Source organism: Arthrobacter sulfonylureivorans (assembly GCF_022637435.1).
GTDB lineage: Bacteria > Actinomycetota > Actinomycetes > Actinomycetales > Micrococcaceae > Crystallibacter > Crystallibacter sulfonylureivorans.
Genome location: NZ_CP093326.1, coordinates 1,310,608 through 1,336,765, shown reverse-complemented (window position 1 = coordinate 1,336,765; position 26,158 = coordinate 1,310,608). Strand labels below are relative to the sequence as shown.

The 26,158-nt window shown below is 65.9% G+C and carries 28 protein-coding genes; 13 read left to right on the top strand and 15 right to left on the bottom strand.

The window, feature by feature from the left end:
* The first annotated feature begins 33 nt into the window (after positions 1-33).
* Genes MNQ99_RS06525 through MNQ99_RS06515 form a run of 3 tightly spaced genes read left to right on the top strand, consistent with a single transcriptional unit; the run spans position 34 to position 3,052 of the window.
* The gene (locus MNQ99_RS06525) at positions 34-1,311 is read left to right on the top strand and encodes a magnesium transporter MgtE N-terminal domain-containing protein (RefSeq protein ID WP_127511292.1); all 1,278 of its coding nucleotides are present in this window, start codon (positions 34-36) and stop codon (positions 1,309-1,311) included.
* Complete coding sequence (locus MNQ99_RS06520) at positions 1,304-1,903, top strand: DUF1003 domain-containing protein (protein ID WP_127511291.1); 600 nt, start codon at positions 1,304-1,306, stop codon at positions 1,901-1,903. The genes MNQ99_RS06525 and MNQ99_RS06520 overlap by 8 nt, the downstream gene beginning before the upstream one ends.
* Before the next feature lie 3 nt (positions 1,904-1,906).
* Positions 1,907-3,052 (top strand): Mrp/NBP35 family ATP-binding protein, encoded by a 1,146-nt coding sequence (locus tag MNQ99_RS06515; protein WP_127511290.1) that lies wholly within the window; start codon positions 1,907-1,909, stop codon positions 3,050-3,052.
* Between the two features lie 130 nt (positions 3,053-3,182).
* Here MNQ99_RS06515 and MNQ99_RS06510 read toward each other — a convergent pair whose 3' ends face one another.
* The 3 genes from MNQ99_RS06510 to sigE form a co-directional block, all read right to left on the bottom strand.
* Positions 3,183-3,605, bottom strand: coding sequence for a twin-arginine translocase TatA/TatE family subunit (locus tag MNQ99_RS06510; RefSeq protein ID WP_127511289.1), 423 nt, complete (start codon positions 3,603-3,605; stop codon positions 3,183-3,185).
* A gap of 99 nt (positions 3,606-3,704) precedes the next feature.
* Positions 3,705-4,817 carry an anti-sigma factor family protein gene (locus tag MNQ99_RS06505; RefSeq protein WP_127511288.1) on the bottom strand — a complete coding sequence of 371 codons (1,113 nt, stop codon included), beginning with the start codon at positions 4,815-4,817 and terminating at the stop codon, positions 3,705-3,707.
* An 8-nt stretch (positions 4,818-4,825) separates the two neighbouring features.
* Positions 4,826-5,431 carry an RNA polymerase sigma factor SigE gene (gene sigE / locus MNQ99_RS06500; RefSeq protein ID WP_241914856.1) on the bottom strand — a complete coding sequence of 202 codons (606 nt, stop codon included), beginning with the start codon at positions 5,429-5,431 and terminating at the stop codon, positions 4,826-4,828.
* 290 nt (positions 5,432-5,721) lie between these two features.
* On the opposite strand from sigE, the gene MNQ99_RS06495 reads away from it, so the two are divergent.
* Complete coding sequence (locus tag MNQ99_RS06495) at positions 5,722-6,354, top strand: O-methyltransferase (RefSeq protein WP_127511286.1); 633 nt, start codon at positions 5,722-5,724, stop codon at positions 6,352-6,354.
* A gap of 51 nt (positions 6,355-6,405) precedes the next feature.
* Here MNQ99_RS06495 and MNQ99_RS06490 read toward each other — a convergent pair whose 3' ends face one another.
* From MNQ99_RS06490 to MNQ99_RS06470, 5 genes are all read right to left on the bottom strand, one after another.
* Entirely contained in the window at positions 6,406-8,007 is a 1,602-nt protein-coding gene (locus MNQ99_RS06490) for a leucyl aminopeptidase family protein (protein WP_241914855.1), read from the bottom strand.
* 12 nt (positions 8,008-8,019) lie between these two features.
* Positions 8,020-8,199 carry a DUF3117 domain-containing protein gene (locus MNQ99_RS06485; protein WP_127511285.1) on the bottom strand — a complete coding sequence of 60 codons (180 nt, stop codon included), beginning with the start codon at positions 8,197-8,199 and terminating at the stop codon, positions 8,020-8,022.
* A gap of 175 nt (positions 8,200-8,374) precedes the next feature.
* Positions 8,375-9,610: a hypothetical protein gene (locus tag MNQ99_RS06480; RefSeq protein ID WP_241914854.1), complete on the bottom strand. Its 1,236-nt coding sequence runs from the start codon at positions 9,608-9,610 to the stop codon at positions 8,375-8,377.
* Between the two features lie 5 nt (positions 9,611-9,615).
* Complete coding sequence (locus MNQ99_RS06475) at positions 9,616-9,996, bottom strand: DivIVA domain-containing protein (protein ID WP_127511284.1); 381 nt, start codon at positions 9,994-9,996, stop codon at positions 9,616-9,618.
* Between the two features lie 33 nt (positions 9,997-10,029).
* A complete protein-coding gene (locus tag MNQ99_RS06470) occupies positions 10,030-10,812 on the bottom strand; it encodes an LOG family protein (protein ID WP_241914853.1) in 783 nt (260 codons plus the stop codon).
* A gap of 166 nt (positions 10,813-10,978) precedes the next feature.
* Between MNQ99_RS06470 and MNQ99_RS06465 the strand changes: the two genes are divergently transcribed.
* From MNQ99_RS06465 to MNQ99_RS06450, 4 genes are all read left to right on the top strand, one after another.
* A complete protein-coding gene (locus MNQ99_RS06465) occupies positions 10,979-11,797 on the top strand; it encodes an amino acid ABC transporter ATP-binding protein (RefSeq protein WP_422387500.1) in 819 nt (272 codons plus the stop codon).
* A 56-nt stretch (positions 11,798-11,853) separates the two neighbouring features.
* A complete protein-coding gene (locus MNQ99_RS06460) occupies positions 11,854-12,708 on the top strand; it encodes a glutamate ABC transporter substrate-binding protein (protein WP_241914852.1) in 855 nt (284 codons plus the stop codon).
* A 67-nt stretch (positions 12,709-12,775) separates the two neighbouring features.
* A complete protein-coding gene (locus MNQ99_RS06455) occupies positions 12,776-13,471 on the top strand; it encodes an amino acid ABC transporter permease (protein ID WP_241914851.1) in 696 nt (231 codons plus the stop codon).
* Complete coding sequence (locus MNQ99_RS06450) at positions 13,468-14,334, top strand: amino acid ABC transporter permease (protein ID WP_241914850.1); 867 nt, start codon at positions 13,468-13,470, stop codon at positions 14,332-14,334. Before MNQ99_RS06455 ends, MNQ99_RS06450 begins: the two co-directional genes overlap by 4 nt.
* A gap of 96 nt (positions 14,335-14,430) precedes the next feature.
* Here MNQ99_RS06450 and dapE read toward each other — a convergent pair whose 3' ends face one another.
* Positions 14,431-15,519: a succinyl-diaminopimelate desuccinylase gene (gene dapE, locus MNQ99_RS06445; protein ID WP_241914849.1), complete on the bottom strand. Its 1,089-nt coding sequence runs from the start codon at positions 15,517-15,519 to the stop codon at positions 14,431-14,433.
* 77 nt (positions 15,520-15,596) lie between these two features.
* Between dapE and dapD the strand changes: the two genes are divergently transcribed.
* Positions 15,597-16,568, top strand: a complete 972-nt coding sequence (gene dapD / locus MNQ99_RS06440) for a 2,3,4,5-tetrahydropyridine-2,6-dicarboxylate N-succinyltransferase (protein ID WP_241914848.1) — start codon at positions 15,597-15,599, stop codon at positions 16,566-16,568.
* Positions 16,569-16,589: 21 nt separating this feature from the next.
* Positions 16,590-17,450 (top strand): hypothetical protein, encoded by an 861-nt coding sequence (locus MNQ99_RS06435; protein ID WP_241914847.1) that lies wholly within the window; start codon positions 16,590-16,592, stop codon positions 17,448-17,450.
* Positions 17,451-17,464: 14 nt separating this feature from the next.
* Here the strand turns inward: MNQ99_RS06435 and MNQ99_RS06430 are convergent, their stop codons facing one another.
* Positions 17,465-18,076, bottom strand: coding sequence for a hypothetical protein (locus MNQ99_RS06430; protein ID WP_127511276.1), 612 nt, complete (start codon positions 18,074-18,076; stop codon positions 17,465-17,467).
* Positions 18,077-18,261: 185 nt separating this feature from the next.
* Here MNQ99_RS06430 and galE point away from each other — a divergent pair, with 185 nt between their 5' ends.
* Positions 18,262-19,275: a UDP-glucose 4-epimerase GalE gene (galE, locus tag MNQ99_RS06425; RefSeq protein WP_241914846.1), complete on the top strand. Its 1,014-nt coding sequence runs from the start codon at positions 18,262-18,264 to the stop codon at positions 19,273-19,275.
* A gap of 343 nt (positions 19,276-19,618) precedes the next feature.
* Here the strand turns inward: galE and MNQ99_RS06420 are convergent, their stop codons facing one another.
* From MNQ99_RS06420 to fdxA, 3 genes are all read right to left on the bottom strand, one after another.
* Positions 19,619-20,902, bottom strand: a complete 1,284-nt coding sequence (locus tag MNQ99_RS06420) for a citrate synthase (protein WP_241914845.1) — start codon at positions 20,900-20,902, stop codon at positions 19,619-19,621.
* Positions 20,903-21,064: 162 nt separating this feature from the next.
* Positions 21,065-22,192, bottom strand: a complete 1,128-nt coding sequence (gene dapC / locus MNQ99_RS06415; RefSeq protein WP_241914844.1) for a succinyldiaminopimelate transaminase — start codon at positions 22,190-22,192, stop codon at positions 21,065-21,067.
* 5 nt (positions 22,193-22,197) lie between these two features.
* A complete protein-coding gene (gene fdxA / locus MNQ99_RS06410) occupies positions 22,198-22,521 on the bottom strand; it encodes a ferredoxin (RefSeq protein WP_127511272.1) in 324 nt (107 codons plus the stop codon).
* 91 nt (positions 22,522-22,612) lie between these two features.
* Between fdxA and MNQ99_RS06405 the strand changes: the two genes are divergently transcribed.
* Both MNQ99_RS06405 and MNQ99_RS06400 read left to right on the top strand, forming a co-directional pair.
* Complete coding sequence (locus MNQ99_RS06405) at positions 22,613-22,873, top strand: putative acetyltransferase (protein WP_241914843.1); 261 nt, start codon at positions 22,613-22,615, stop codon at positions 22,871-22,873.
* Positions 22,874-23,122: 249 nt separating this feature from the next.
* On the top strand, positions 23,123-23,617 hold the full coding sequence (locus MNQ99_RS06400; protein WP_127511271.1) for an ArsR/SmtB family transcription factor: 495 nt from the start codon (positions 23,123-23,125) through the stop codon (positions 23,615-23,617).
* Between the two features lie 43 nt (positions 23,618-23,660).
* Here the strand turns inward: MNQ99_RS06400 and MNQ99_RS06395 are convergent, their stop codons facing one another.
* A complete protein-coding gene (locus tag MNQ99_RS06395) occupies positions 23,661-24,161 on the bottom strand; it encodes a hypothetical protein (RefSeq protein ID WP_241914842.1) in 501 nt (166 codons plus the stop codon).
* A gap of 10 nt (positions 24,162-24,171) precedes the next feature.
* Positions 24,172-26,094 carry a translational GTPase TypA gene (typA, locus tag MNQ99_RS06390; protein ID WP_241914841.1) on the bottom strand — a complete coding sequence of 641 codons (1,923 nt, stop codon included), beginning with the start codon at positions 26,092-26,094 and terminating at the stop codon, positions 24,172-24,174.
* Positions 26,095-26,158: the final 64 nt, after the last annotated feature.

Genomic DNA, 26,158 nt, shown 5'->3' with positions numbered 1-26,158 from the left:
CGGATTTCGGGGCCCAGCACGTAGCCTAAAGGGGTGAGCACAAAAACCAACCGCGTCTTCGTCGCCCGGCTGCTGGGCCTGGATGTCTTCGACCCGCTCGGGGACCGCCTGGGCCGGCTGCGCGACGCCGTCGTCCTGGACTACGGCCCGGCTAAGCCGCCGCTGGTCGTCGGTCTGGTTGTGGAGGTCCCGGGCAAGAAGCGGGTATTCGTCCCGATGACCCGTGTCACCTCCATCAACGCCGGGCAGATCATCTGCACCGGGCTGGTCAACCTGCGCCGGTTCGAACAGCGCGGCGCCGAGACCCTGGTGGTCGCCGAAATGTTCGACCGGCGGGTCACGCTCGCCGACGGCAGCGGCGATGCCACCATCTTGGACATCGGCATGGAGCAGTCCCGCGACGGAGACTGGTATGTGTCCCAGCTCTTTGTCCGGCGCGGGTACTCGAGCTCGCCCTTGCGCAGCCTGCGCCGCAACGAAACGCTGATCGTGGACTGGCAGGAGGCCTTCCAAGGCGCCCGCCACGAACCCCAGGCCGCCGCCACCTTCGTGGCCAGCCATGAGGACCTCAAGCCCGCCGACTTTGCCGAGGCGCTGCACGAAATGACGCAGAAGCGCCGGCTGGAAGTCGCCAGCGAGCTTCAGGACGACCGTCTGGCGGATGTCCTGCAGGAGTTGCCGGATGACGACCAGGTACAGATCCTGACGTCGCTGGACGCGGAGCGCGCCGCCGTCGTGCTTGAAGAAATGGACCCGGACGATGCCGCGGACCTGCTCGCCGAGCTGCCGGAGGAGCAGAAGGAAGAGCTGCTGCAACTGATGGAGCCGGACGAAGCAAAGGACGTCCGGCGGCTGTTGGAGTATGAGGAAAACACGGCCGGCTCCATGATGACGCCGGTGCCGGTGATCCTGCCGCCGGAAGCCACCGTGGCCGAGGCGCTGGCGCACGTGCGCCGCGAAGAACTCACGCCGGCGCTGGCATCGGCCATTTTTGTCTGCCGGCCGCCGCTGGAAACACCCACCGGAAAGTACCTGGGCGTGGTCCACATCCAGCAGTTGCTGCGCTATCCGCCGCCGGAGGCGCTGGGCAACATTGTGGACTCGGATTTGGAACCGGTGCTGGACCAGACCGACGTCAGCGACGTGGCCCGCACCTTGGCAACCTACAACCTGAACGCCCTCGCGGTGGTCAACAGGGCCGGCCGGCTGGTTGGTGCCGTGACCGTTGACGATGTGCTTGACCATCTGTTGCCCGACGATTGGCGGGCACAGGACGACTCCCCCGTGATTGGAGGCGGACGCGTTGGCTGAGAAAACAGACCGCAAACTCAAAGTCGCCGGACTCGACACCCCAAGCGAGACACGCACCCGCCTGCTGGCCCGGCTGCGGCCCAACCCGGATGCCTTCGGCCATGCCACGGAGAACTTTGCCCGCTTCATGGGCACCCCGCAGTTCCTGATGTGGATGTCCGTTTTCTGTGTGGTGTGGCTGGCTTGGAACACCTTCGGTCCCGACTCGCTGAAGTTCGACAGCGCGGCGTTGGGCTTCACCGCCCTGACCCTGATGCTCTCGCTGCAGGCCTCCTACGCTGCTCCCCTGCTGCTGCTGGCGCAGAACCGGCAGGACGACCGCGACAAGGTCTCGCTGCAGCAGGACCGCCAGCGCGCCGAACGCAATCTGGCCGACACCGAGTACCTGACCCGCGAACTGGCCGCGCTGCGCATCGCCATCCGCGAAGTGGCCACCCGTGACTTTGTCCGCAGCGAGCTGCGCTCGGTGCTGGAGGAACTCATGGACGACGAGTCCGGAGACGAACGCCGCCGCGGCCGGCGCAGGCCCTCCGACGCCACCGCCGCCCTGCCCAAGCTGCCGCAGGCCCAGAACGGCGCCCAGGAGTACTGATTCATGGCTAATCCATACACGTTCGAACTGCCGGATCCGGCAGCTGTGAGGCGCGCGCTGGCAACGGTGATTGATCCGGAGCTTCGCCGGCCCATCGCCGAGCTGGGCATGCTCAAGGAAGTCCGGATTGACGACGCCGGACGGGTCAGCGTGGGCGTGCTGCTCACCATCGCCGGCTGCCCGCTGCGCGGCACCATCACCGCCGACGTCGAACAGGCGCTGGCATCTGTTCCCGGAGTATCCGCGGTGCAGGTGGAGCTGGACGTGATGACGCCGCAGCAGCGCAGCGAGCTCAAGGAACAGCTGCGCGGCTCCGAACGCGGCAACCCGTTCGCCGATCCTTCCTCGCTCACCCGCGTCTACGCCGTGGCCAGCGGCAAGGGCGGCGTGGGCAAATCCAGCGTGACCGTCAACCTTGCCTGCGCCATGGCCGCCCAGGGGCTGCGGGTGGGAATCGTCGACGCCGACGTTTATGGGTTCTCCGTCCCCGGGCTGCTGGGCATCACGCAGGCCCCGACCCAGGTGGACGAGATGATCCTGCCGCCGGTGGCGTTCGGGGTGAAGGTTATTTCCATCGGCATGTTCGTCGCCAACAACAAGCCGGTGGCCTGGCGCGGGCCCATGCTGCACCGGGCCTTGGAGCAGTTCCTGACCGACGTCTACTTCGGCGACCTGGACGTGCTGTTCCTGGATCTCCCGCCGGGCACCGGGGATGTGGCCATCTCCGTGGCGCAGCTACTGCCGTCGTCGCAAATCCTGGTGGTGACGACCCCGCAGACCGCCGCCGCCGAGGTGGCTGAGCGCGCCGGCGCCATAGCCGAACAGACCGGGCAGCAGGTGGCGGGAGTGATCGAAAACATGTCCTGGCTGCTCCTGCCGGACGGGTCGAAGATGGAGGTCTTCGGCTCGGGCGGCGGCAGGGCGGTCGCCGAGCGGCTCTCCGCGGTGCTGGAGGCGCCGGTCCCGCTACTGGGAAGCATCCCGCTGGAACCGGCGCTGCGTGCCGGCGGCGATGCTGGGCGACCGATCGTCCTGGACGACGTCCCCTCAGAGGGAGTCGCCGCGGACGAGCTGCGGCGGATAGCCGCAGAATTGGCTGCGCGCCCGCGTGGGCTGGCCGGACGTCCACTGGGCGTCACACCCCGCTGAAGCCGTTCCGGCTGCTCCCCTGCGCCTTCCCAGCGCCCCCTGGCATGCGTATTGGCGAACGACGGCGGGTGCAGTGCTTCCTCACCGTCCTGCGCCTTCGCGCACGACCGCGGGTCCTTGGCTGCCTAGCTCAGGTCGCCTCGGAGTCAAACGGTGCGGGTTCGCCTGCAGCCAGCTGCACTGCTGGCTTGGACGCCGGACGTCCCGGCGCCCGTGAGCCGGTGGATATTGCGCTGCCGGCCGCCGTTGCTGCCGCCGCGGCCACTGCAGGTGCCGCCGGCGCCGGACGGGGCGCATCGTCGTCGTCCAATAAGGCTTCTTTGATGATCCGGCGGGGGTCGTATTGCCGCGGATCCAACTTCCGCCAGTCCATATCCACAATGTCGTCGCCGACTTCTTCACGCAGCTGTTCCTTGGCGCCGGCGGCCATCGTTTTCAGCTGCTTGACGAACCGGGCCAATTGGGCGGCATATTCGGGCAACCGCTCAGGACCGAGGATCACCACGGCAAGGATTGCCAGGATGATCAGTTCTGAGCCGTTGATTCCAAACACGCTTGAAGATTACCCGTTCGTTGTGCCGGTCAGCCACTTTGGCGCTGTATTCCGGCCTTGAGTGTGGTCCTGTGACGTTCTGACCGTCCCGGCTGCGGATCAATCGGAAGCCGGCGGGCTGACCATCATCCCCAGCCCACGGATGATGCGGCTGAGCGGGTCGTCGGGCGGAGCCGGAGGGGGCAACTCCAGCCGCGAGTTCTCCATCAGGACCACTTGGCTGACGGTGTCCGGCATCTCCGCCAGCGGAAGGTCGGAGCGCAAGGTATAGGTCACGTCCTCGGAGTCGAGGACTACCGTCCACTCCTCCCCGCCGCGCACCCAGACCGCCCGATCCAGTCCTGCTACTTCCTGGAAGCCATCCATGGTCACGGGATGACCAGTGGCGGCGTTCAGCGGCGGCGTGGCGTGTGCCGAGTCCGATCCCTCCCCGCTGGCGGCGGTATGCCGCTGTTCGGTGATGGTAACCCGGTGGTTGTCATCGGTCAGGTCCAGCCGCACGGCCGGTTGGCCGCCCACGAGCAACTGTTCCGCGCTTTTCAGACGGTAGCCGAGTCCCAACAGCAGCGGGCAGGTCCAACCACTGCGGCGCAGTGCTTCCAGCCCCGAGCTGTCCAAGGCAACCGGCCGAACGGCAGCCGCATTCGCGGATAACGGCGCCCAGGTTATCCCGGCGGCCGAACCCGAGACTGCGGTCTGTGCTTCGCCGCCCAGAACGTAAGCTGCGGACAACGCCACGACGGCGCAGCCAGCCAGGACACCGCCGACAACGACCGCGACGCGCGCGGGCCGTTTGTCGTCGGGAGCCAGGTCGGCGGCCGGGGAACTGGCCGCGTCGGCGGCCGGGGAACTGGCCCCGGCCGGCCGGAAATCGGCTTCAGGAATCACCGCTTCCGGCCTGTCCCCCGGCGCGTCCGGCCGCTCAAATAACGATCCGGCTTCGGCTGGATTACTCCCGGAGGCCCCCCTTCCAGTCGGTTTGACCTCAGCCGTCGGGCCGTCGGACTGGCTGCAGCGCATGATGCGGGCTGTCAGGTCCTCGCCAGGCGGCGGCACGTCCAGCGAGCGCAGCCTCTCCTGGATGTAGCGGTACTCGTCCACGCTGCGGCGGCAGCGCTTGCAGCGTTTCAGATGGCGTTCGAGGGCAGGACGGCGATCATCGGAAAGTTCACCGTCCAGGTACTCCGCCAGCTCTTTGTCCGGGTGGAGCATTGCAGCGATCAGTGTGCTCCGACGATCCGGGGCAGTTTCAGGCGCGGACGCTTGCCGCCCGGATCCCGGTGCGCGAGCTTTTCACGGAGCATGGTCCTGCCGCGGTGAATGCGCGAGCGGACAGTTCCCAGCTTGACGTCCAAGGCTGCGGAGACCTCCTCGTAGGACAACCCCTCCAGGTCGCAGAGCACGACGGCGGCGCGGAAGTCCGGGGGCAGCTCTTCCAGTGCGGCCTGGACATCGATGTCCAGGTTGTTGAATTCGAAGCTGCGCTCGGGCCCGGGGTCCTTGCCGGGCAGCCGGGCTTCGGCGTCCTCGCTGAGCCCGTCGAAGCGGATCCGGCTCTTACGACGGGCTTGGTCCAGGAAGAGGTTGGTGGTGATCCGGTGGAGCCAGCCGTCCAGCGTGCCGGGCTTGAAGTTATCCAGCGACCGGAAGACCCGGACAAAAACTTCTTGGGTGAGGTCCTCGGCGTCGTAACGGTTTCCCGTCAGCCGGAACGCCAACCGGTAAACCTTTGCCGAGTGGTTGCGGACCACTTCTTCCCAAGTCGGGGCAACCCACTGTTCGTGGCCAGCCGCTGCGTCCTGCGCTGCGCCCTGAAGCTTCGTCATCGTAGTGCCCCTTCCACGGCTCGCCACCGTCCCTGATGTCCGGGAATGCGGCGCGCGAGTTGCCGGTCTGGCTAACGGCGTCCCGGGTAACCATCTTGGCCCAGAAAACTGGGAGAATTCTGTAAACAAGCTTTGCGAACCCCGCCAACCTAAGCTGCGTTGTGCCACTTTTGCCGACCATGGCCTTGGTTCCCGCGGCACGCGCGGAAATCCGGCTATTTCTGGCAGTAGGCTAGGCACTGCGGCCACTGGCCGTTCCCCTGAAAAACCTGAAGAGAAAGCGATGATCCATGAGCGCCGACAAGCAGACGAGTTGGTCCTACACGGAGGGGCTACCCGCCGAGGATGACGTCTTGCTGCGGGCTCGGGAACGTTCCTATGAGCTGGGAGTGGCAGCGGTGGGACCCGGTGTCGGCGCGGCCCTGACCGTCCTCGCCGCCGGGACCAAAGCGCAAACCGTGGTGGAAATCGGTTCCGGCGCCGGGGTCTCCGGAGTCTGCTTGTTGCGCGGGCTGCCCCAGGCCGCGGTGCTGACCACCATCGACGCAGACGTCGACCACCTGCGGGCCGCGCGCCAGGCCTTTGTTGATGCCGGGATCCCCGGCAACCGTACCCGCACCATCTCCGGCCGCGCGGCGGACGTGCTGCCGCGGCTGACGGACAACGCCTATGACCTGGTCTTCGTCGATGCCGACAAGCCCTCCTACCCGCAGTACGTGGAGCAAGCGGTCCGGCTGCTCAAGCGCGGCGGCATGCTGATTGTCAACGACGCGCTGGACCATGACCGGGTCTCGGATCCGGCCATCCGCGAAGACTCCACCACCACGCTCCGCAAAGTCGGCAAGGCTATCCGCGAGAACGACCAACTGGTGTCCACCATCCTGCCAACCGGCGACGGGCTGCTGCTGGCCGTCAAACGCTGACGGTTCCGACGGCGCCCTGCCCACCTGCGGGTTAGGCCTGGGCGCCCCGGCCTAGCCCGGGTAGGAGCTCAGGAAGGACAACAGCAGCCGGGCACCGTAGCCGGTGGCGCCCTTGGTGACTTCGGCCTGGTCGGAGTCGGCACGGGCCGGACCGGCGATGTCCAGATGGATCCACGGCGTCCCGCCCACAAACTCACGCAGGAATAGCGCCGCGGTGATCGATCCGCCGCCGACCTTCGACTTCTGCGAGGCGATGTGGGAGATGTCGGCGATGCCGGACTCCAGCGCGAAGCTGTACTCGGCGGCCACCTCCTCCAGCGGCATGTGCCAGACCCGCTCCCCGGTTGCCTCGCCCGCGGCTTCGAAGGCACGCAGCAGCTCCGGCTGGGAGCCGTAGAGCGCCGCATGCCGCTTGCCCAGCCCCATGGCGGCGGCACCGGTGAGGGTGGCGACATCCACCAGCACGTCGGGCTGCAGCCGCGCCGTGGCGTAGGCGAGTCCGTCGGCCAGCACCATGCGGCCTTCAGCGTCCGTGTTGCCGATCTCCACCGTGGTGCCGTTGTAGACGGTCACTACGTCACCCGGCCGGTAGGAGCCGGCGCCGATGGAATTCTCGGCCAAGGCGAGCAATCCGGTGACACGGTGCTGCACCCCCAGCTCCGCAGCGGCGGCGAGCACAGCCATCACGACGCCGGCGCCCGCCATGTCGGTCTTCATCGGGACCATGGGTTCGCGCGGCTTGAGTGACAATCCGCCGGTGTCGAAGGTAATGCCCTTACCGACGATCACGATGTGCTTGGTGTCTTTGCCGGCCCGTGCCGGAGTGTAGTCCAGCTGGACCAGCCTAGGCGGGGTCGGGGACGCCGATCCCACGGCCAGCAGTCCCCCGAAGCCCTCGTCAGCCAGTTGGTGCTCGTCCCAAACGTGGATGCTCAAGCCGCTGGCCCCGGCGAGCCGGCCGGCTTGGCCGGCCATCCATTCCGGGTTCTTCACGTTGGAAGGCATGTTCGCCAGGTCCCGCACCAGCCAGGTGGCCCGGGCACCGGCGGCGGCAGCCGCGGCCGTCCCCTCGGCCAGGCCGCTGACTTCCAAAACCGCCGCCATCGGCTTCGGCACTGCCGAGGAGCCCGCACGCGGAGGGCGGTAACCACCGAGCAGGAATCCCTCGATAAACGCCCGCTGCAGCTCTTCGGGCAAACTGTCGACGGCGGTGGTGCGCACGGTCTCGGTGCCCATCGTCGCCCGGGCCAGGGCGGCTCCGGCCTTGCGCAGTTCCGCGGGACTACCGCTGCCCAGCCCAATCAGGACCAACCGCGAGGGCAGCCCCTGGGAGTGTGGCGGAGGTGGCACGGCCAGCACGTCGCCGGCCTTGCCGGTAATCCCGTGGACCTCTGCCAAGGCCACAACGTCGACGCCGAAGTCCGCCGCCGCCTCGCCCGCGCCGTGGCGCGGCTGTGGCGTGGCTCGCTCAGCGCTGCCGTCACCCGCGGCAATCGGCACGGCAACAACCGCTACGCCGCCGGCGCCGCGGACCGGCGACTCTCCACGACCCAGCGAGGGGTGGGCACGGACCAGCGCCATCGGCGGTTCTGTCAGGGTCGATTCCAGAGTGTGGGCGGTGTGTTCCGCTGCGGTGGCGGGAACGCGGCTCACAGCAAACGGGTCCTAGCTCGCCACGTCGCTGGTGACGCCCAGCAGGCAGTCTTTGAGGTTGCCCGCTTCTTCGGCGTTGAGTTCCAGCACCAGACGCCCGCCGCCGTCGATGGGAACCCGCAGGATGAGGCTGCGCCCCTCCTTGGTCACTTCCATCGGACCGTCACCGGTACGCGGTTTCATCGCAGCCATCTGGGAATTCCCTTCCGCCATGGGGCAGTCCGATCGGTGATCGCACTGCCCGCCAACCTCACATCAACGGCCTTCATTTGTGTGGCCGCCATGTCCAACCACTACCTATTATCGCGTACATCACAACCGGGTGCTAATTCCGTCCCGGCGTGGTGCGGCGGACACCGGACTGCCGCTACGGCGGGTAGTCCCCGCCGCCGGGCAGTTGCGACCAGGACCAGAGCCAGGCGACCCACACAATCTGCCCTGCCAGGAACATCACCGCCAAGCAGAAGCGGTAGGCCCGGCTGCGGGACACGAAGGCCGCTGCCAGGGCCAGCGGGAAGAGGGGAAGCATCAGCCGGAACGTGCTGGTCTGCGGGTGCAGGAAGGCGAGCAGGTAGCCCAGATAGCAGACGCACCACAGCCTCAGCTCGGCACCAATGCTCCGGGCCGGCGGGCTGCACAAGAACCAGGCTGCCGCGGCGACCAGCAGCAGGGGCGCCATCATTCCGCCCACCGGCCCGAACAAGTGCACGCCCATGTCGAACCACGGCCTGAACAGCACCAGGTCCTCACCCCGCCAGGCCGTCTCCGTGTCCGTATAGGCGGTCGGCTCCCCGGTGATCGACCAGGCCAACACCGGCCAGGCCACGGCGGCGGCACAGCTGACCAGCGCCAGCGCTGCCGCGCGGAGGAACTCCGGGGTGTCCAGCGGGTCCGTGCGGCGCTGCTTGATCCGCCACAGCAGGTGCAGGCCGGCAAGCGCCGCGAACGGCACGCCCACCGGCCGGGACAGGCACATCAGCACGACTATCGGAATCGCCAGCAGGTACTTCCGCTGCACCAGCAGCAACAGCGCCGCCGCCAGCAGCGCCAGGTTCAGCGACTCCGCGTACGGCACTTGGAGGATCGGCGAGACCGGAAAGACGGCCACAAACGCCACGGCCCACAGGGCGGTGCCGTGCGGTGCGTACCGCCGAAAGAGCTTGAAGATCACCAGCACGGCCGCAAAGCCGGCGATGGTGGCCACCAGCGGGGCCAGCAGCTGCCAGCCCAGCCCGGTGGCTGCCGCCAGGCCGCGCACCATGCCGGGGAAGAGAGCGTAGAACGCCCATTGGTTCTCCACGGCCCGCCCGTCCAGGCCGCGCGGAATATCCGCCGGATAGCCTTCCGAATAGACCTGGTGGTACCAGGCGCTGTCCCAAATGCCGATGAAGGAGAGATGATCCGGGTGCGCCTCGGTCCACGGGTTCGGGCCTTGCTGCCGGGCCACCGCGAGGAAGACCACCAGTGAATACACCCGGGACAATGCGTAGAGCAAGGTGACCTGGATCCACCACGGCCAGCCGGCGATCCGTCGGCGCCAGAAATAAAGCTCGGCGTCCACGGCCTCCCGCAGCACCCGCGTCCGCGGAAGACGGTCCTGCACCGGGGTCACCCTTCCCGAGTCGGGCGGGCCCCGCCGTCGTGCTGTGTCTGTTTCTGGCTCAGCTGCCGGATCAGGCGCTCCTTGGCCCCCAGTTCGGACCGCAGGACATCCAGCACTTCGTCCACTTGGTCCATCCGGTAGCCCCGCAAGGCCGTGGAAAACCGCAGGCTGTCCAGGTCCTCGGCGCGCGGATGTTCAGGCAGCAGCACCGCCGGCAGCCGCGCCTCATGCTCACTCAGTCCGTGGAGGGCGGCCACGTGCCCGACTTCCCAGCCGACGCCGGCGTCATCGTCGGCGGTTGCCTTCCTCCGGCCCCAGCGTCCGGACGCGGCAACAGCAGCCGCGCCGGCGACGGCGACGGCAAGGAAAACCAGAAATACGCTCACAGGACCATCGTGCCAGAGTGGTTTTGCCGCAGCTTAGAATCCGGTGCGGGCGGACAACCCGGAAACGATCTGTTGGACCGCTTCCTCGGCCGTATCCACCACGTTGATCAGGTCCAGGTCCACCTCAGCGATCATTGCTTCGGCCAGCAGGGTGTTGCGGATCCAGTCGATCAGCGGCGACCAGAAAGCGGTGCCGACCAGCACTATCGGGAAGGTTGTCACCTTCTTGGTCTGGACCAGCACCATGGCCTCGAACAGTTCATCCATGGTGCCCAGGCCGCCGGGCAGCACGATGAACCCCTGGGCATACTTGACGAACATCGTCTTGCGGGCGAAAAAGTACCGGAAATTGATGCCCAGGTCCACCCAGTTGTTCAGCCCCTGCTCAAACGGGAGCTCAATGCCCAGCCCCACGGAGACGCCGCCGGCCTCGCTGGCGCCCTTGTTGGCCGCTTCCATCGAGCCGGGTCCGCCGCCGGTGATGACCGCGAAGTTCTGCCGGACCAGTAGACGGCCAATCTCTTCCGCGATGGCGTAATGCTTGCTGCCCGATTTGGTGCGGGCGGAGCCGAAGACGCTGATCGCCGGGCCAAGATCAGCCAAGGTGCCGAAGCCTTCCACGAATTCACTCTGGATCCGCAGCACGCGCCAGGGATCCGTATGCGTGAATTCGGCCCGGTCCTTGGTATCCAACAGGTACTGGTCGGCCTGTGGGATGTCCGCTTGGCCGCGCCGCAGTTCCACCGGTCCCTTGAAACGGATCTTCGGAGCGCCGGGGAGTTGGGACGGCAGCGGAACATCTTGCTGGTTTGTCATTTCCCAAGGCTACAGATTCGGCGGCCATCCGGGGCGGTATTTCCATCGATTCGGCTGACGATTCGGCGTCTTTGGCGGCTGACGGGCAGGTTGCTCTTAAATCACGATTCCGACCGTTCGGGCGTGAATGCATTGCTTGAAGGGAATCTTTCGCTAGATTCGTTTCATGACCAGTGACGAATCGCACAGTGAAACGCCGCCTGCTGCTCCGGCGGCGGCAACCGGAGCCAGGTCTGCCACCCCGTTGGGTCAGCCGCTGGTCTCCTTGAAGAACGTCAATAAGCACTTCGGCGCCCTCCACGTGCTGCAGGACATCAACCTGGAGGTCACCAAGGGCGAAGTGGTGGTGGTGATTGGGCCGTCCGGTTCCGGCAAGTCAACGCTCTGCCGGGCGATCAACCGCTTGGAAACCATCGACGACGGCGAGATCCTCATCGACGGCAACAAGCTGCCGGCCGAGGGCAAGGCGCTGGCCAAACTGCGGGCCGACGTCGGCATGGTCTTCCAATCCTTCAACCTCTTTGCCCACAAATCGATTCTGGAGAACGTGACTCTGGGCCCGATCAAGGTCAAAGGGATGAAGCAGTCCGAGGCCAAGGAGCTGGCGATGAGCCTGCTGGAGCGGGTAGGCGTGGCCAACCAGTCGCAGAAGCTGCCGGCGCAGCTCTCCGGCGGACAGCAACAGCGCGTGGCGATTGCCCGGGCGCTGGCGATGAGACCGAAGGTAATGCTCTTCGACGAGCCCACCTCGGCGCTCGACCCGGAAATGATCAACGAAGTGCTGGACACCATGGTGCAGTTGGCCAAGGAAGGCATGACCATGATCGTGGTGACTCACGAGATGGGCTTCGCGCGTAAGGCGGCGGACCGGGTGATTTTCATGGCCGACGGCAAGATCGTGGAGCAGGCCACGCCGGAAGAATTCTTCACCAACCCAAAGAGCGACCGCGCCAAGGACTTCCTGGGCAAGATTCTCGAACACTAAACCCCTGACACATCTGGCCCTTCACTGAAGGAGGGCCGACAACGCAAGGAGAAAACATGCGAAAGATCCGTTACGGAATGGCTACCATGGCAGCCGGAGCCGCGCTCGTGCTGTCCGCCTGCGGCGGCGGCAGCGGCAGCGAAGGTGGCGGCGGTGGCGAGACCGGCGGCGGCGGCGAAAAGGTCCGCATCGGCATCAAGTATGACCAGCCGGGCCTGGGCTTTTCCTCCAGCGGCCAGTTCAGCGGCTTCGACGTGGATGTAGCTAAGTACGTGGCCAAGGAGCTGGGTTACACCGAGGACCAGATCGAATTCGTCGAGTCGCCCTCGGCCAACCGGGAAAACATGCTCGCCAACAACCAGGTGGACATGATCTTCGCCACCTACTCGATTACCGATGAGCGGAAGAAGACCGTCGACTTCGCCGGTCCGTACTTCGTGGCCGGCCAGGACCTGCTGGTCCGGGCGGATGATACTGAAATCACCGGCCCGGACTCGCTCAACGGCAAGAACCTTTGCTCGGTCACCGGCTCCACCTCAGCCCAGCGGATCAAGGACGAGCACGCCTCCAACGTGAACCTGGTCGAGCGGCCCAGCTACGCAGAATGCGTCACCGCCATGCAGGGCGGCCAGATCGACGCCGTGACCACCGACGACATCATCCTGGCCGGCCTGGCAGCCCAGCCCAACAACGCGGGCAAGTACAAGGTTGTTGGCAACCCGTTCTCCGAGGAGAACTACGGTGTGGGCCTGCCCAAGGGCACTGACAAGTGCGCCGATATCAACGCTGCGATCAACAAGATGGTCGAAGACGGCTCGTGGGACGAAGCCCTGAAGAAGAACACCGAGGGCGTCGACTACTCCTACAACAAGGAACTGAACCCGCCGAAGCCGACCGAAGCCTGCGCCTAGCAACAGCTGCTGTGGGGCGGGGATCTCCCGCCCCACAGCGTGACTTGCCTCTTCCCACCGAAAGGGGATGGACAGTTTGTCCGAGTATTTCCAGAGCTACCTGACGGCGCTGGAGAGCTATGACGTCGTTGCAGCCTTCTGGGTCAATATCCAGCTCGCGTTCTGGGCAGCGCTGGGGTCCGCGGCCCTGGGCATTGTGCTGGCGTTGATGCGCATCTCTCCCGTGCCTAGCTTCCGCTGGGCAGGTGCAGCGTACGTCAACGTCTTCCGCAACACGCCGCTGACCATCATCATGACTTTTTGCATCTTGGTCCTGGTGTTCCAGCTGCAGCTCAACCTCTCGAGCGACTTCGACTTCAACTTCTTCCTCTGGGCGGTTGTCGGCTTGTCCGTCTACCACGCCGCCTTCGTGTGCGAAGCGATCCGCAGCGGGGTCAACACCGTCCCGCTGGGCCAGGCCGAAGCAGCACGCGCTATCGGCTTAAGCTTCCTGCCGGCGGCGCGGATGATCATCCTGCCGCAGGCCTTCCGCGGCGCTATTGCTCCTCTCGGCAACACGCTCATCGCCCTGACCAAGAACACCACGGTGGCTGCGGCTGCGTCGGTCGCCGAAGCCGCCGGCCTGATGAAGACCATGATCGAGTTCCGGCCGGATGTCATTTTGGCCATTTTCGCCACCTTCGCCGCCGGTTTCGTGATCATCGTGATCCCGATCGGCTTACTGACCACGTGGCTCTCGACGAAACTGGCGGTGACACGATGAGCAGCATCAGGCAAAGCGTCCTCTTCGACGCACCCGGCCCCAAGGCCCGTGCGCGGATCATGGTCATCAACGTCCTGGGGGTCTTGATTTTCCTGGGTGCCGCGTTCTTCGTGCTGAAGGCCCTCAATGACAAGGGGCAACTGGCACCCGAGCTGTGGACACCCTTCCTGACTGCCGACGTCTGGCAGTTCACCATCCTGCCGGGCCTGATCAATACCTTTAAGGCCGCCGCGGTCGCCATCGTCACCTCCGTGGTCTTCGGGCTGCTCTTTGGCGTAGGCCGGCTCGCCGCGAATGCCACGCTCCGCTGGCTGTGCGGCGTGATCGTCGAATTCCTGCGGGCAGTCCCCGTGCTGCTGATGATGATTTTCTTCTGGCTGCTCTTTGGGCAGTTGCAGGTCGGCACCCCCGCAGACATTCCGTTCTACGCCGTCGTGGTGGCTTTGACGTTGTACAACGGATCGGTCATCGCCGAGCTGGTGCGTTCCGGTGTGTTCGGCCTGCCGAAGGGACAGCGGGAAGCTGGCATGGCCATCGGCATGAACCGTGGCCAGTCGTTGCGGAACATTGAACTGCCGCAGGCACTGGTGGCCATGCTGCCGGCCTTGGTCAGCCAGTTCGTCGTGATCTTGAAGGACTCCGCCCTCGGTTACATCATCACCTACTCGGAACTGCTGCGGTCTCTGCAGATCTACGGTTCCGCCGGCCCCATCCTGCAGGCTCTGACCGTCGCCGCCGTGCTGTTCATCATCATCAATTTCACCTTGTCCTGGGTTGCCAACTGGCTCTCCCGGTTCCTGAGCAGCCGGACGTCCGGCAAGACGGAGCCGCTCACAACCCAGCCGATGGCCGTCAAGGTCTGATATCGGCTGCTAAGCGGCGAACTAGAAGGGGAGGATGCCTGGGCATCCTCCCCTTCACCGTTGATCCCCGCAGCCGGACCCTATCCGGCCAGCATTTCAGTCTGCCAGCCACCGTCGCAGCGCGGCCAGGCAATCGCGGATGGCCTCGGCCGGCACATGTTCGTTGTCGGTATGGGCCAGCAGCGCATCGCCGGGGCCGAAGTTGACCGCCGGAATGCCCAGCTCGCTGAAACGTGCGACGTCGGTCCAGCCGTATTTGGGCTTCGGCTCCGCCCCCACGGCGGCAACAAAGTCGGCGGCGGCCGGGTGGTTCAGGCCGGGGCGGGCCCCGGCCGCAGCATCGGTGCGCACCACGGTGAAGCCATCCAGCAGGTTGCGTACATACAGCTCGGCGTCCTCGGGCGACTTATCGGGGGCGAACCGGTAGTTGATTTCCACCGTTGTGCCATCGGGGATGACGTTTCCGGCCGTGCCGCCATTAATCTTTACGGCGTTCAGGCTCTCGCGGTACTCCAGCCCGTCCACCGTCACGGTGGCCGGTTCATGGTCACGGAGCCGGACCAGGATCTCCGCCGCGGCGTGGATGGCGTTGATCCCCATCCACGCCCGTGCAGAATGTGCTGCTTGTCCCACGGTGCCGACCTCGAACCGGGCGGTGCCGTTGCAGCCTCCTTCCACGGTGCCGTCGGTTGGTTCCAGCAGGATGGCGAAGTCGCCCTGCAGCAACTGCGGGTGGTTGCGCGCCAGCCGGCCCAGCCCGCTCAGCGACGCTTCAACTTCCTCGTGATCGTAGAAGACATAGGTGACATCACGGCCCGGCGCGGTGAGCTCGGCGGCCAAGGCCAGTTGCACGGCTACCCCGCCCTTCATGTCGGTAGCACCCCGGCCGTAGAGCACGGTCCCGTCCCAGGCCGACGGCACGGTGCCGCGGGAGCCGGCGGCGGTGGGCAGCGGCACGGTGTCCAGATGCCCGGCCAGGATGACCCGCTCCTTCCGCCCCAACTGCGTGCGGGCCACGATCGCGTCGCCATCCCGGACCACGTCCAGATGCGGCAGGGTCCGCAAGGCGTTCTCAACGGCGTCGGCCAGTACCGTTTCGTTCCCGGAAACGCTGTTAATGTCGATTAGCGCGGCGGTCAGGTCGGCGACGTCGGTGGTCAGGTCCAAGGCGATTGGAGAAGTCACTTCCCCAGCTTAGCCAGCCGACCCGCGGCGCCCTCAACGTACCCGATGCGTCAGGCGCGCTCGGTAGACTTGAAACCATGACTGAGAGCACCACGGCTGTAACCGCTCCCCGCACCGCCTATGGCACCGGCTTGGCCACCGTCACCGATACCGGCACCGTCCTGGATGTCTGGTATCCAGCCCCCGCCTTGGGTACCCCGCCGGCCGGTCAGGAGACCGAAAACGACCTTGCGGCCGATGCCGCCGACGGCGCCGACGCCGACCGCGGCACCTATCTTGAGGTTCTCAGCCGAAGCATCGACCTGGACGCTCCTCCGGCGGACACCGCGGATGCCTATCTGCGCCTGCACCTGCTCTCCCATCGCCTCGTCGAACCCAACTCGCTGAACATGGACGGCGTCTTCAGCCAACTGGCCAATGTGGTGTGGACCAATTTCGGTCCGTGCGCCGTGGAAGGCTTCGAATCCGTTCGCCGCCGTTTGCGCCGCCGCGGGCAAGTCACCGTTTACGGCGTGGACAAGTTTCCCCGCATGGTTGATTATGTGGTCCCTTCCGGCGTGCGGATTGCTGATGCCGACCGCGTCCGCCTGGGTGCGCATTTGGCCGCCGGCACCACCGTGATGCATGAAGGTTTCGTCAACTTCAATGCCGGCACGCTGGGCACGTCCATGGTGGAAGGCCGCATCTCTGCGGGCGTCATCGTGGCGGACGGTTCCGACGTCGGCGGCGGCGCCTCGATCATGGGTACGCTCTCCGGCGGCGGCAAGGAACGGATCAGCATCGGCGAGCGTGTCTTGCTGGGTGCCAACTCCGGCGTCGGCATCAGCATCGGCGACGATTGCGTTGTCGAGGCCGGCCTGTACGTTACCGCCGGCACCCGGGTCAGCCTCCTCGATGTGGCCAGCGGGGACCACCGCCAAGTCAAGGCCGTAGAGCTTTCCGGCCTGTCCAGTCTGCTGTTCCGCCGCAACTCCACCAGCGGCGCAGTGGAAGTCCTGCCGCGCAAGGGCCAGAGCGTCGAGCTCAACGCGGTCCTGCACGCCAACTAGCAGAATCCTCACGCCACCGCCATGTCCAGGGCAGCGCGCATACGCCGGAGACGAAGCCTGGTCAGCCTGTTTGTCCTGCTGGCCCTGGTCGGCGGCGCCGTCTACTTCGCCGCCACTTTCATTGACCGGAACCAAACCCTGGTCAGGGAGCGGTGCACCGCCGTCGTTGGGTCAGACACCTTTGAACTGGCGCCGGACCAGGCTGCGAACGCCGCACTGATCTCCGGAGTCTCCATCGAGCGCGGGCTGCCTGCGCGCGCCGCGTCGATTGCCTTGGCGACGGCCATCCAGGAGTCCAAGCTGCGCAATATCGACTATGGCGACGCGGCCGGCCCCGACTCCCGCGGGCTGTTCCAGCAGCGGCCGTCGCAAGGCTGGGGCACCGAAGAGCAGGTACAGGACCCGGTGTATGCGGCGAATAAGTTTTACGAGGTGCTCGAAAAGGTTCCGGACTATGAGTCGATGCCGGTGACCGATGCCGCCCAGACGGTGCAACGCAGCGCCTATCCCCTGGCCTATGCGGATCATGAGGCCGAAGCCAAGGCCTTTGCTTCGGCGCTGACCGGCCACTCCCCTGCCGCCCTGAACTGCGTGCTCAAGCAAGCCGAGTCGACCGGCGACCCGACTGCGGTCCTGGCACAGCTGGCTGCCGTGCATCCCGGTTTGGACATGGCCGTCGCCGGACGCGAACTCCGGGTGGCCGCCGCCGATCAGCGTGGATGGGCCGTTGCCCAGTGGGCAGTCGCGTCCGCGAAGCAACTCGACCTTGAATCGGTCGCCTATGCGGGTTTGAGCTGGCAGCGCGACGACGGTGCATGGGTCGCCGCCGATACCGACACCGGCTACGTGGTGGTGACCGTGGCGCAGGGCACCGAGGCCTGACCGTACGAACGGAGTCAAACCATCAGCTCAACGATCGGCTGCACAAAGCTGCGGAAGGTGGTCTCGTCGTCCATCAGCGTCTGGGACATCAGGATTCGGTCCGGCTCCACGAACCAGGCGCGGGGCTCGCACAGCGGCAGCTCGATCAGCTTCAACTCGAAGGACCGCGCCGCGCGCCCCAATTCCATCTCCCGGTCCTGGATTAGTTCGCTGATCAGCCCTGACTTGCCCTTGGCTTCACGCTCCTGCGCCAGCTTTCCATACTCGGCCATCCTGGCTCGTGACCAACTCATCGCTGCGCCGAAGTGGGCTTGAAGGAGACGCTGCAAGGCCGGGCTGTCGGCAAAGGCCGGAAACGATGGTGGAGCGAGCTTGGCGGCGTTTCCCGGGCGCTCACGGACCAGATCCTCCCACCACTGCTCCCACTCGCCCCGCAACGCCGAGGGACCGCCAACGTGCGCGGTCAGCTGGCGTGGATCGGCGGTGCGGACGGTGGGCAACACCGGTGAGACCGCCGGTGATCCGGCTCCGGCAAGGTCGGCAACGTCTCGAAGATACAGGGCCAGCAGCATATGTCCTGAGGTGTCGGCGGTGACCCGCCACCCCGGTCCACCTGTATGGTGCATCCGGTACGCATCCTTTCGCTCGTAGCGGCGAGAGCAGCGCAGCCGGAATGCTCCCGCCGCGGTCTATCGCACGGGATTCGGCTGCTGCCGGTAGCTCAACTCTAGACCTTGCTGTCCAGCCGCTCCACTGGACCCTGCCGCGGACGCGGCCGGGGAAACTGGGGCCAGCTACTAAGCTGGTAGGCATGAGAATTCTGGTCACCGGAGGAACCGGCTTCATCGGCTCGCACACCACCCTCTCCCTGTTGGAGGCGGGCCATGACGTAGTGGTGCTCGACAATCTGGCCAATTCCAGTGAGGAATCGCTGCGCCGGGTCCAGCAGCTCGCAGGCAGGGAAGCACGGTTCTACCAGGCCGATCTCCTGGATGAGTCTTCGTTGGACCGCGTGCTGGGGACCGAAAACGTTGACGCCGTGATCCACTTTGCCGGGCTGAAGGCCGTGGGCGAGTCCGTTGAGAAACCGCTGCATTACTACCACAACAATGTGGGCGGAACGCTGAACCTGCTCCGGGCGATGGAGGCCCACAACGTCCGCACTATTGTTTTCAGCTCCTCTGCCACCGTCTACGGTTCCACCGAGGAAGTCCCGTTGACCGAAAAGTTGCCGCTGGACGCGATCAACCCCTATGGCAGGACCAAGGAGCAGATCGAAGACATCCTGTCCGACCTGGGCGCCTCCGACCCGCGCTGGCACGTGGCCCTGCTGCGCTACTTCAATCCGGTGGGCGCCCATGAGTCCGGACGGATCGGCGAAGACCCGACCGGCGTACCGAACAACCTGCTGCCGTTCGTGGCCCAAGTGGCCGTGGGCCGCCGGGACAAGGTCCGGGTGTTCGGCAGCGATTACCCGACGCCGGATGGCACCGGCGTACGCGACTACATCCACGTGATGGACCTGGCCGCCGGGCATTTGGCCGCGCTGGACTTCGTCGCGCAACGGTCCGGAGTGCGCCGCTGGAACCTGGGCACCGGCCAGGGGTCCTCGGTGCTGGAGGTCCTTGCCGCGTTCGGCAAGGCCGCAGGGTTCGAGATCCCCTATGAGCTGACCGACCGGCGCCCCGGCGACGCCGCCGTCAGCTACGCCGATCCCTCGGCCGCGCTGGCCGAACTCGGCTGGTCCGCCAACAAGACGCTGGAGCAGATGTGCGAGGACCATTGGCGCTGGCAAAAGAACAACCCCAACGGCTACGCAAGCTGACCCGGACGGCCAACCGCCGGGAGAGCGTCCCAGGGACTGTCCGGCCGCCCGCGCGAGCGGCGAGGTCAGGGTATAGCGTCCATCTCGGGGTCAGGTGCAACCGGTGATCTGGCAGAGAAACCCTGAGCTGGCGCGACCGGCGCTTTGTCGTCCACGGGCCACGCCAACTGACTGATCGATACGTGCGGCAGGCGGGGATTATCGTAAGCGCGCATCGCCGAGCGAGGCACGAGCGAGGTGTCTAGGCGCGTCGATGATCTCCGCCTGAAGCAAACGGACGGCCCCTGGATTGCTCCAGGGGCCGTCGAGGTTAAGGCGGGGCTCCGCCGTCGTTATTTGGTGTTTAGCGGGCCGGGTACTGGCGCTCCTGTGCGCCCGTGTACAACTGGCGCGGGCGGCCGATCTTGGTCTGCGGATCCTTGATCATCTCGCGCCACTGCGCAATCCAACCCGGCAGGCGGCCGATGGCGAACAGCACGGTGAACATCTTCTCCGGGAAGCCCATGGCCTTGTAGATCAGGCCGGTGTAGAAGTCCACGTTCGGGTACAGCTTGCGCTCGATGAAGTAGTCATCCGCCAGCGCCTTCTCTTCCAGGCGCATGGCGATGTCCAGCAGCTCATCGTTGCCGCCGAGCTTGCCCAGGATTTCGTGCGCCGTGGCTTTCACCAGGCGGGCGCGCGGATCGTAGTTCTTGTAGACGCGGTGCCCGAAGCCCATCAGGCGCACGCCTTCTTCCTTGTTCTTGACCTTCTCCATGAACTGCTCCGGAGCCTGGCCGCTGGCCTGGATCTGGCGGAGCATGTTCAGCACGGCCTCGTTGGCGCCGCCGTGCAGCGGGCCGAACAGGGCGTTGATGCCTGCGGAGACGGACGCGAACATGTTCGCGTTCGAGCTGCCCACCAGGCGCACGGTGGACGTGGAGCAGTTCTGCTCGTGGTCCGCGTGCAGGATCAGCAGCAGGTCCAGCGCCTTGACCACGGTCGGGTCCAGTTCGTAGGGCTCGGCCGCCAAACCGAAGCTGAGCCGCAGGTAGTTCTCCACCAGGTTCATGGAGTTGTCCGGATACAGCAGCGCCTGGCCGATGGACTTCTTGTGCGCGTAGGCGGCGATCACCGGCATCTTGGCCATCAGGCGGATGGTGGACAGTTCCACCTGCTCGTCATCAAACGGATCCAGCGAGTCCTGGTAGAAGGTGGACAGCGCGCTGACGGCGGAGGACAGCACCGGCATCGGGTGTGCGTCGCGCGGGAAGCCACCGAAGAACCCCTTGAGCTCCTCATGCAGCAGCGTGTGGCGGCGGATCTTGTGGTCGAAGGTTTCCAGCTCCGTGGGAGTGGGCAGTTCGCCGTAGATCAGCAGGTAGGACACTTCCAGGAAGGACGAGTGCTCGGCAAGCTGCTCGATCGGGTAGCCGCGGTAGCGGAGCACGCCGGCGTCGCCGTCGATGTAGGTGATGGCGGAGGTGGTCGCCGCGGTGTTCATGAACCCCGGGTCGAAGGTGACCGCGCCCGTCTGCTTCAGCAGTTTGGATACGTCATAACCGTCATTGCCTTCGGCGGCCTTGAGCCGCGGAAGTTCGAGTTCGCCGCCGGCAAAGTGCAGCGTGGCACCGGTCTGCTCAGTCATTGAGTCCCCTTCAGGAGGTTTGGAAGCTAACGGCACGCCGGGCACTAGTGGCTCTGAGCATGCACATACTCGGGTAAAACGCTACCTGCACAGTCACCGATATATCTAATCCGCGACTCACATTTTTGTTCGTATCCACAGTGAGCAGCAACCTGCATGGGGTCAGGAAAGCCGCTCGACGGCGGCGTCGATCCGTTCGTCGCTGCCGGTCAGCGCCACTCGGACGTAGCCGTTTCCGGCGTCGCCGTAGAACACCCCTGGACCGATCACAATGCCCAGTTCGGCAAAGCGGCCCACCGTTGTCCACGTATCTTCACCGGCAGTTCCCCAGAGGTACAGCCCGGCCTCGGAATGGTGGATTGTCAGGCCAAACTTCTCCAGCGCCGGCAACAGGCGCTCCCGCCGGCCCCGGTACAGGTTCTTTTGCTCCTGCACGTGCGCATCGTCCTGCAGCGCCGCCCGCATCGCGGCCTGCACCGGGAACGGCACGATCATGCCCGCGTGCTTGCGGCTGTTGATCAGGTTGGGCATCAGCTCCGGGTCGCCGGCCAGGAAAGCCGCCCGGTAGCCGGCGAGGTTCGATTGTTTGCTGAGCGAATAAGTGCACAGCAGGCCCTGGTGCGATCCCTGTGCCACCGCGGGATCCAGCACGCTGGGAACAATCTGTCCGCCGCGCGCGGTGTCCCAACTGCCCCAGCCCAGTTCCGCATAGCATTCGTCGGAGGCGACGACGGCGCCCAGCTTCCGGGCGTCCTCCACCAGGGCGCGCAGTTCGTCCTGGTCCCGGACAATGCCGGTGGGGTTCCCCGGCGAGTTGACCCACACCAGCTTCACCCGGCTTCTGGTCTCCGCATCCAAGTCCGCCAGGCTGTCGGCAGCCACCGGGGTGGCGCCGGCCAGGATGGCGCCCATGTCATACGTGGGATAGGCGACGACGGGCCGCACCACCACGTCGCCCGCGCCGAGCCCCAGCAGTGTGGGCAGCCAGGCGACAAGTTCCTTGGACCCGACGGTGGGCATGATCGCTTCCGGGTCCATGCCGGGCACATTGCGACGGCGGGCGAACCAGTCCGCTATCGCTTCACGCAGCTCGGCGGTGCCGTGCGTGGTCGGATAGCCCGGCGCGTCGGCGGCGGCGGTCAATGCCTCGCGGATGACGGCCGGGGTGGGGTCAACCGGCGTGCCGATGGACAGATTCACCGCGCCGCCGGGGTGCTCTGCCGCCTTCTGCGCATAGGGCGCCATGGCATCCCACGGGTACTCCGGCAGTTGCAGGCCGAAAGAACTCATCGAGTTCAGTCTTGGTTCTGCGGCGGCAGCGCAGCGATCAGCGGGTGGTCCTTGTGTGTGTTGCCCAGCTTGGCAGCACCGCCCGGGGAGCCCAGGTCGTCGAAGAACTCCACGTTCGCCTTGTAGTAGTCGGCCCACTCCTCGGGAGTGTCATCCTCGTAGTAGATTGCTTCCACCGGGCACACCGGTTCGCACGCACCGCAGTCGACGCATTCATCCGGATGGATGTAGAGGGACCGTTCACCTTCATAGATACAGTCCACGGGGCATTCTTCAATACATGCCTTGTCTTTTACATCCACGCACGGCTGTGCGATTACGTACGTCACGTCCGTCAGCACCTTTCTGAACAGTTAGCCCAAGCGTATCGCTTGGGACCATTATCTCCCCAGCCGGAGGCCGCACCCCTAGGATGGTCACGTGATACCCGCTACTCCTTCAGCTCCTGTCTCGTTTCTGGCCTCGGCCGCGCCCGGAACGCGGGTGGTGGTCCGCTACCGGATAGAGGGCGGGTTGACGGACGCGCTCGGCGAACTGCTGGCCGCGGATGCCGAGACCTGCACGGTCAGGACGGCGCGGCGCGGCGACGTCGTTGTTCAGTTGTCCGCAGTGACGGCAGCCAAGCAGGTTCCGCCCGCACCGCCGCGGCGCGGTCCGCGGGCAGGCCGTCTACCCTCGTAGCTGTCCGAGCACCGCATGGCCAGCTGGCCGATCTGGACCCCGGATTGGCTGATGGTTTGGGGGCGGACGGAAGGCGGCGGCGTTCGTGTCCCGCTATAACGACGGCGGTGCTTCCGTCAACGCGGAAGATTCGGCTTCCGCGGTGGCGTCGACAGCATGCGGGGCGCCAGGCTCGATCACTCCGTCAATGTGTCGGTCAGCGATTGGGGAACATCAATCATTCTGCCGATGGTGACGTATGCTGGATTCATGCCTACGGATCAGGACCTGCAAGCCACCGGGCGGGCGCTCAGCTCGCCGGTCAGGCTGCGTATTCTCCGGCTCTGCCTGCACCGGTCCCGGACCAACAAGGAGCTTGCGGAGCTGCTCGGCCTGAATCCCGCTACGTCGCTGCACCATGTGCGCACGCTGCTCAATACCGGCTTCCTGGAGGCCGAAGAACCGCGCAAGGGCAACCGGGGCGCCAAGGAAGTCCCCTACCGCGCCACCCGGATGTCCTGGGGCGCCAAGATGCCGGACGCGGCACCCGTGTTGGTGGAGACCTTCCTGCAGGAGATCGAGGGCCTGGCCCCGGATGAGATCGAAACGACGCGGATGGGCATCAAGCTCAACGACGCGCACCGCAAGGAGATGCTGGCGAAGATCCGCGCAATCTTTGAGGAATACGCAATGTTACCCGCCGACGAGGACGGAACCGCAACCTCAATCTTCCTGGCCCACCATCTGGACCAAACGGCCAACTGACACCCTCCCGACCGCGGACGGATGAGGCCTCGGCCGGACGGAATCAGGCTTTCGCCCGCCGCGGTTTGAGTGCCCAGATGCAGACCAGCATCGCCGCCAGCGTGGCCGGGACCAGCCCGATCATCCAGATCCGGCCGGCCACGGCAATCGGCAATTCCACCGCAGCAGACGTCCCCGTGACAATCAGAGGCTCGGTTCCCGGAGCCAAGGCCATCAGGCCAACCAGGACGTACGCGAGAACACCGGTCAGCCCGGCTACCAGCACATTGCGCGCCTTGAGCCCGGCCCAAACCATCACCGCCAGGGCGAACAGCAGAGCCGCCGCGGCTCCCCACGGATAGCTGGCGTCCGCTGCATAGAGAATCTGTGAGTGCAGGGCCGTCCCAGCGACCGCCGTCACCACCGCGCCGAAGACAGCGGCGCCCCAGCCCTGGAAAGGCGGACGACGCCGTCGTGCTTCACGCCGTTCCGGCTCCTGGCCAGGTTGGTTAAAAGCGGAAGGCAACCCGCCGTGGTCTCCGGCGGGTTGCCTCTGCTCTGTCATACGGTCCAGTTTATGCCCTGGCGCGCGCACGGGCGGCCTTGAGCCGCTCGTTGGCGTCCAGGACCAGCTTCCGGATGCGGATCGACTCCGGAGTGACCTCCACGCACTCGTCCTCGCGGGCGAACTCGAGGGACTCTTCCAGCGTGAGGTTCCGCGGCGGAGTGAGGTTCTCGAAGCTGTCGGAGGAAGCGGCACGCATGTTGGTGAGCTTCTTTTCCTTGGTAATGTTCACGTCCATGTCATCCGCGCGCGAGTTCTCGCCGACGATCATGCCTTCGTAGACCTCCGAGGTGGGCTGCACGAAGAAGGAACCGCGTTCCTGCAGGTTGATCATCGCGAACGGGGTGACCACGCCGGCCCGGTCGGCCACCATCGAGCCGTTGGTGCGGTACTCGATCGGCCCGGCCCACGGCTCGTAGCCCTCGGAGATGGACGCGGCGATGCCGGCGCCCCGGGTTTCGGTCATGAACCGGGTGCGGAAACCAATCAGGCCGCGGGCCGGAACAATGAATTCCATCCGGACCCAGCCGGTGCCGTGGTTGGCCATGTTGACCATCCGGCCCTTGCGGGCGGCCAGCAGCTGGGTGACGGCGCCGAGGTACTCCTCGGGCACGTCGATGGTCATGTGCTCCATCGGTTCGTGGACCTTGCCGTCGATGGTCTTGGTGACCACCTGGGGCTTGCCCACGGTCAGCTCGAAGCCTTCGCGGCGCATCTGCTCCACCAGGATGGCCAGTGCCAGCTCGCCGCGGCCCTGGACTTCCCAGGCGTCCGGGCGCTCGGTCGGCAGCACCTTCAGCGAGACGTTGCCCACCAGCTCCTTGTCCAACCGGTCCTTGACCTGGCGGGCGGTCACCTTGGCGCCCTTGACCCTACCGGCCAGCGGCGAGGTGTTGATGCCGATGGTCATCGAGATGGCCGGATCGTCCACCTTGATGAGCGGCAGCGGCTGCGGGTTCTCGGCGTCGGTCAGGGTTTCACCGATGGTGATTTCCTCAATGCCGGCGACGGCGACAATCTCGCCCGGGCCGGCCGATTCTGCGGGAACACGGGTCAGTCCCTTGGTGGCCAGCAGTTCGGAGATCCGAACGTTCTTCAACTGGCCGTCCTGGCGGGCCCAGGCCACGGTCTGGCCCTTCTGCAGGGTGCCGTTGTAGATGCGCAGCAGCGCCAGGCGGCCCAGGAAGGGGGAAGCGTCAAGGTTGGTCACGTGGGCCTGCAGCACGCCGTCCGGGTTGTAGGACGGGGCGGGGACGTGCTCCATGATGGTGGCGAACAGCGGCTCCAGGTCCTCGTCCTCCGGCAGCGTGCCATCGGCGGGCTGGGTCAGCGAGGCGCGGCCGGCCTTGCCGGAGGCGTAGACCACGGGAACGTTGAGGACGGCGTCCAGATCCAGGTCCGGAACTTCGTCGGCCAAGTCGGAGGCCAGGCCCAGCAGCAGATCCATCCCCTCGGCAACGACGGCGTCAATCCGTGCGTCCGGACGGTCGGTCTTGTTGACCACCAGGATGACGGGGAGCTTGGCGGCCAGCGCCTTGCGCAGTACAAAACGGGTCTGCGGCAGCGGGCCCTCGGAAGCATCAACCAGCAGGACCACGCCGTCCACCATGGACAGGCCTCGCTCCACCTCGCCGCCGAAGTCGGCGTGGCCCGGGGTGTCGATCACGCTGATGGTGATCGTCTCGCCTTGGGCGGCCGGGCCGGAGTAGAACACGGTGGTGTTCTTGGCCAGGATGGTAATGCCCTTTTCACGTTCCAGTTCCCCGGAGTCCATGACGCGCTCTTCGGTTTCGCCGTGGCTGGAGAAGGCACCTGTGTGCTTCAGCATGGCGTCCACGAGGGTGGTCTTCCCGTGGTCGACGTGGGCTACGATGGCGACGTTGCGAAGGTCGCTGCGAACGGCGCTCTGCGTCGATGCGGTGGTTTCAGACATGCGGGATTACTCTTCCGTGGATTACATGGAACCTGGGCCTAATATCGGACAGCCAGCGCCGTGC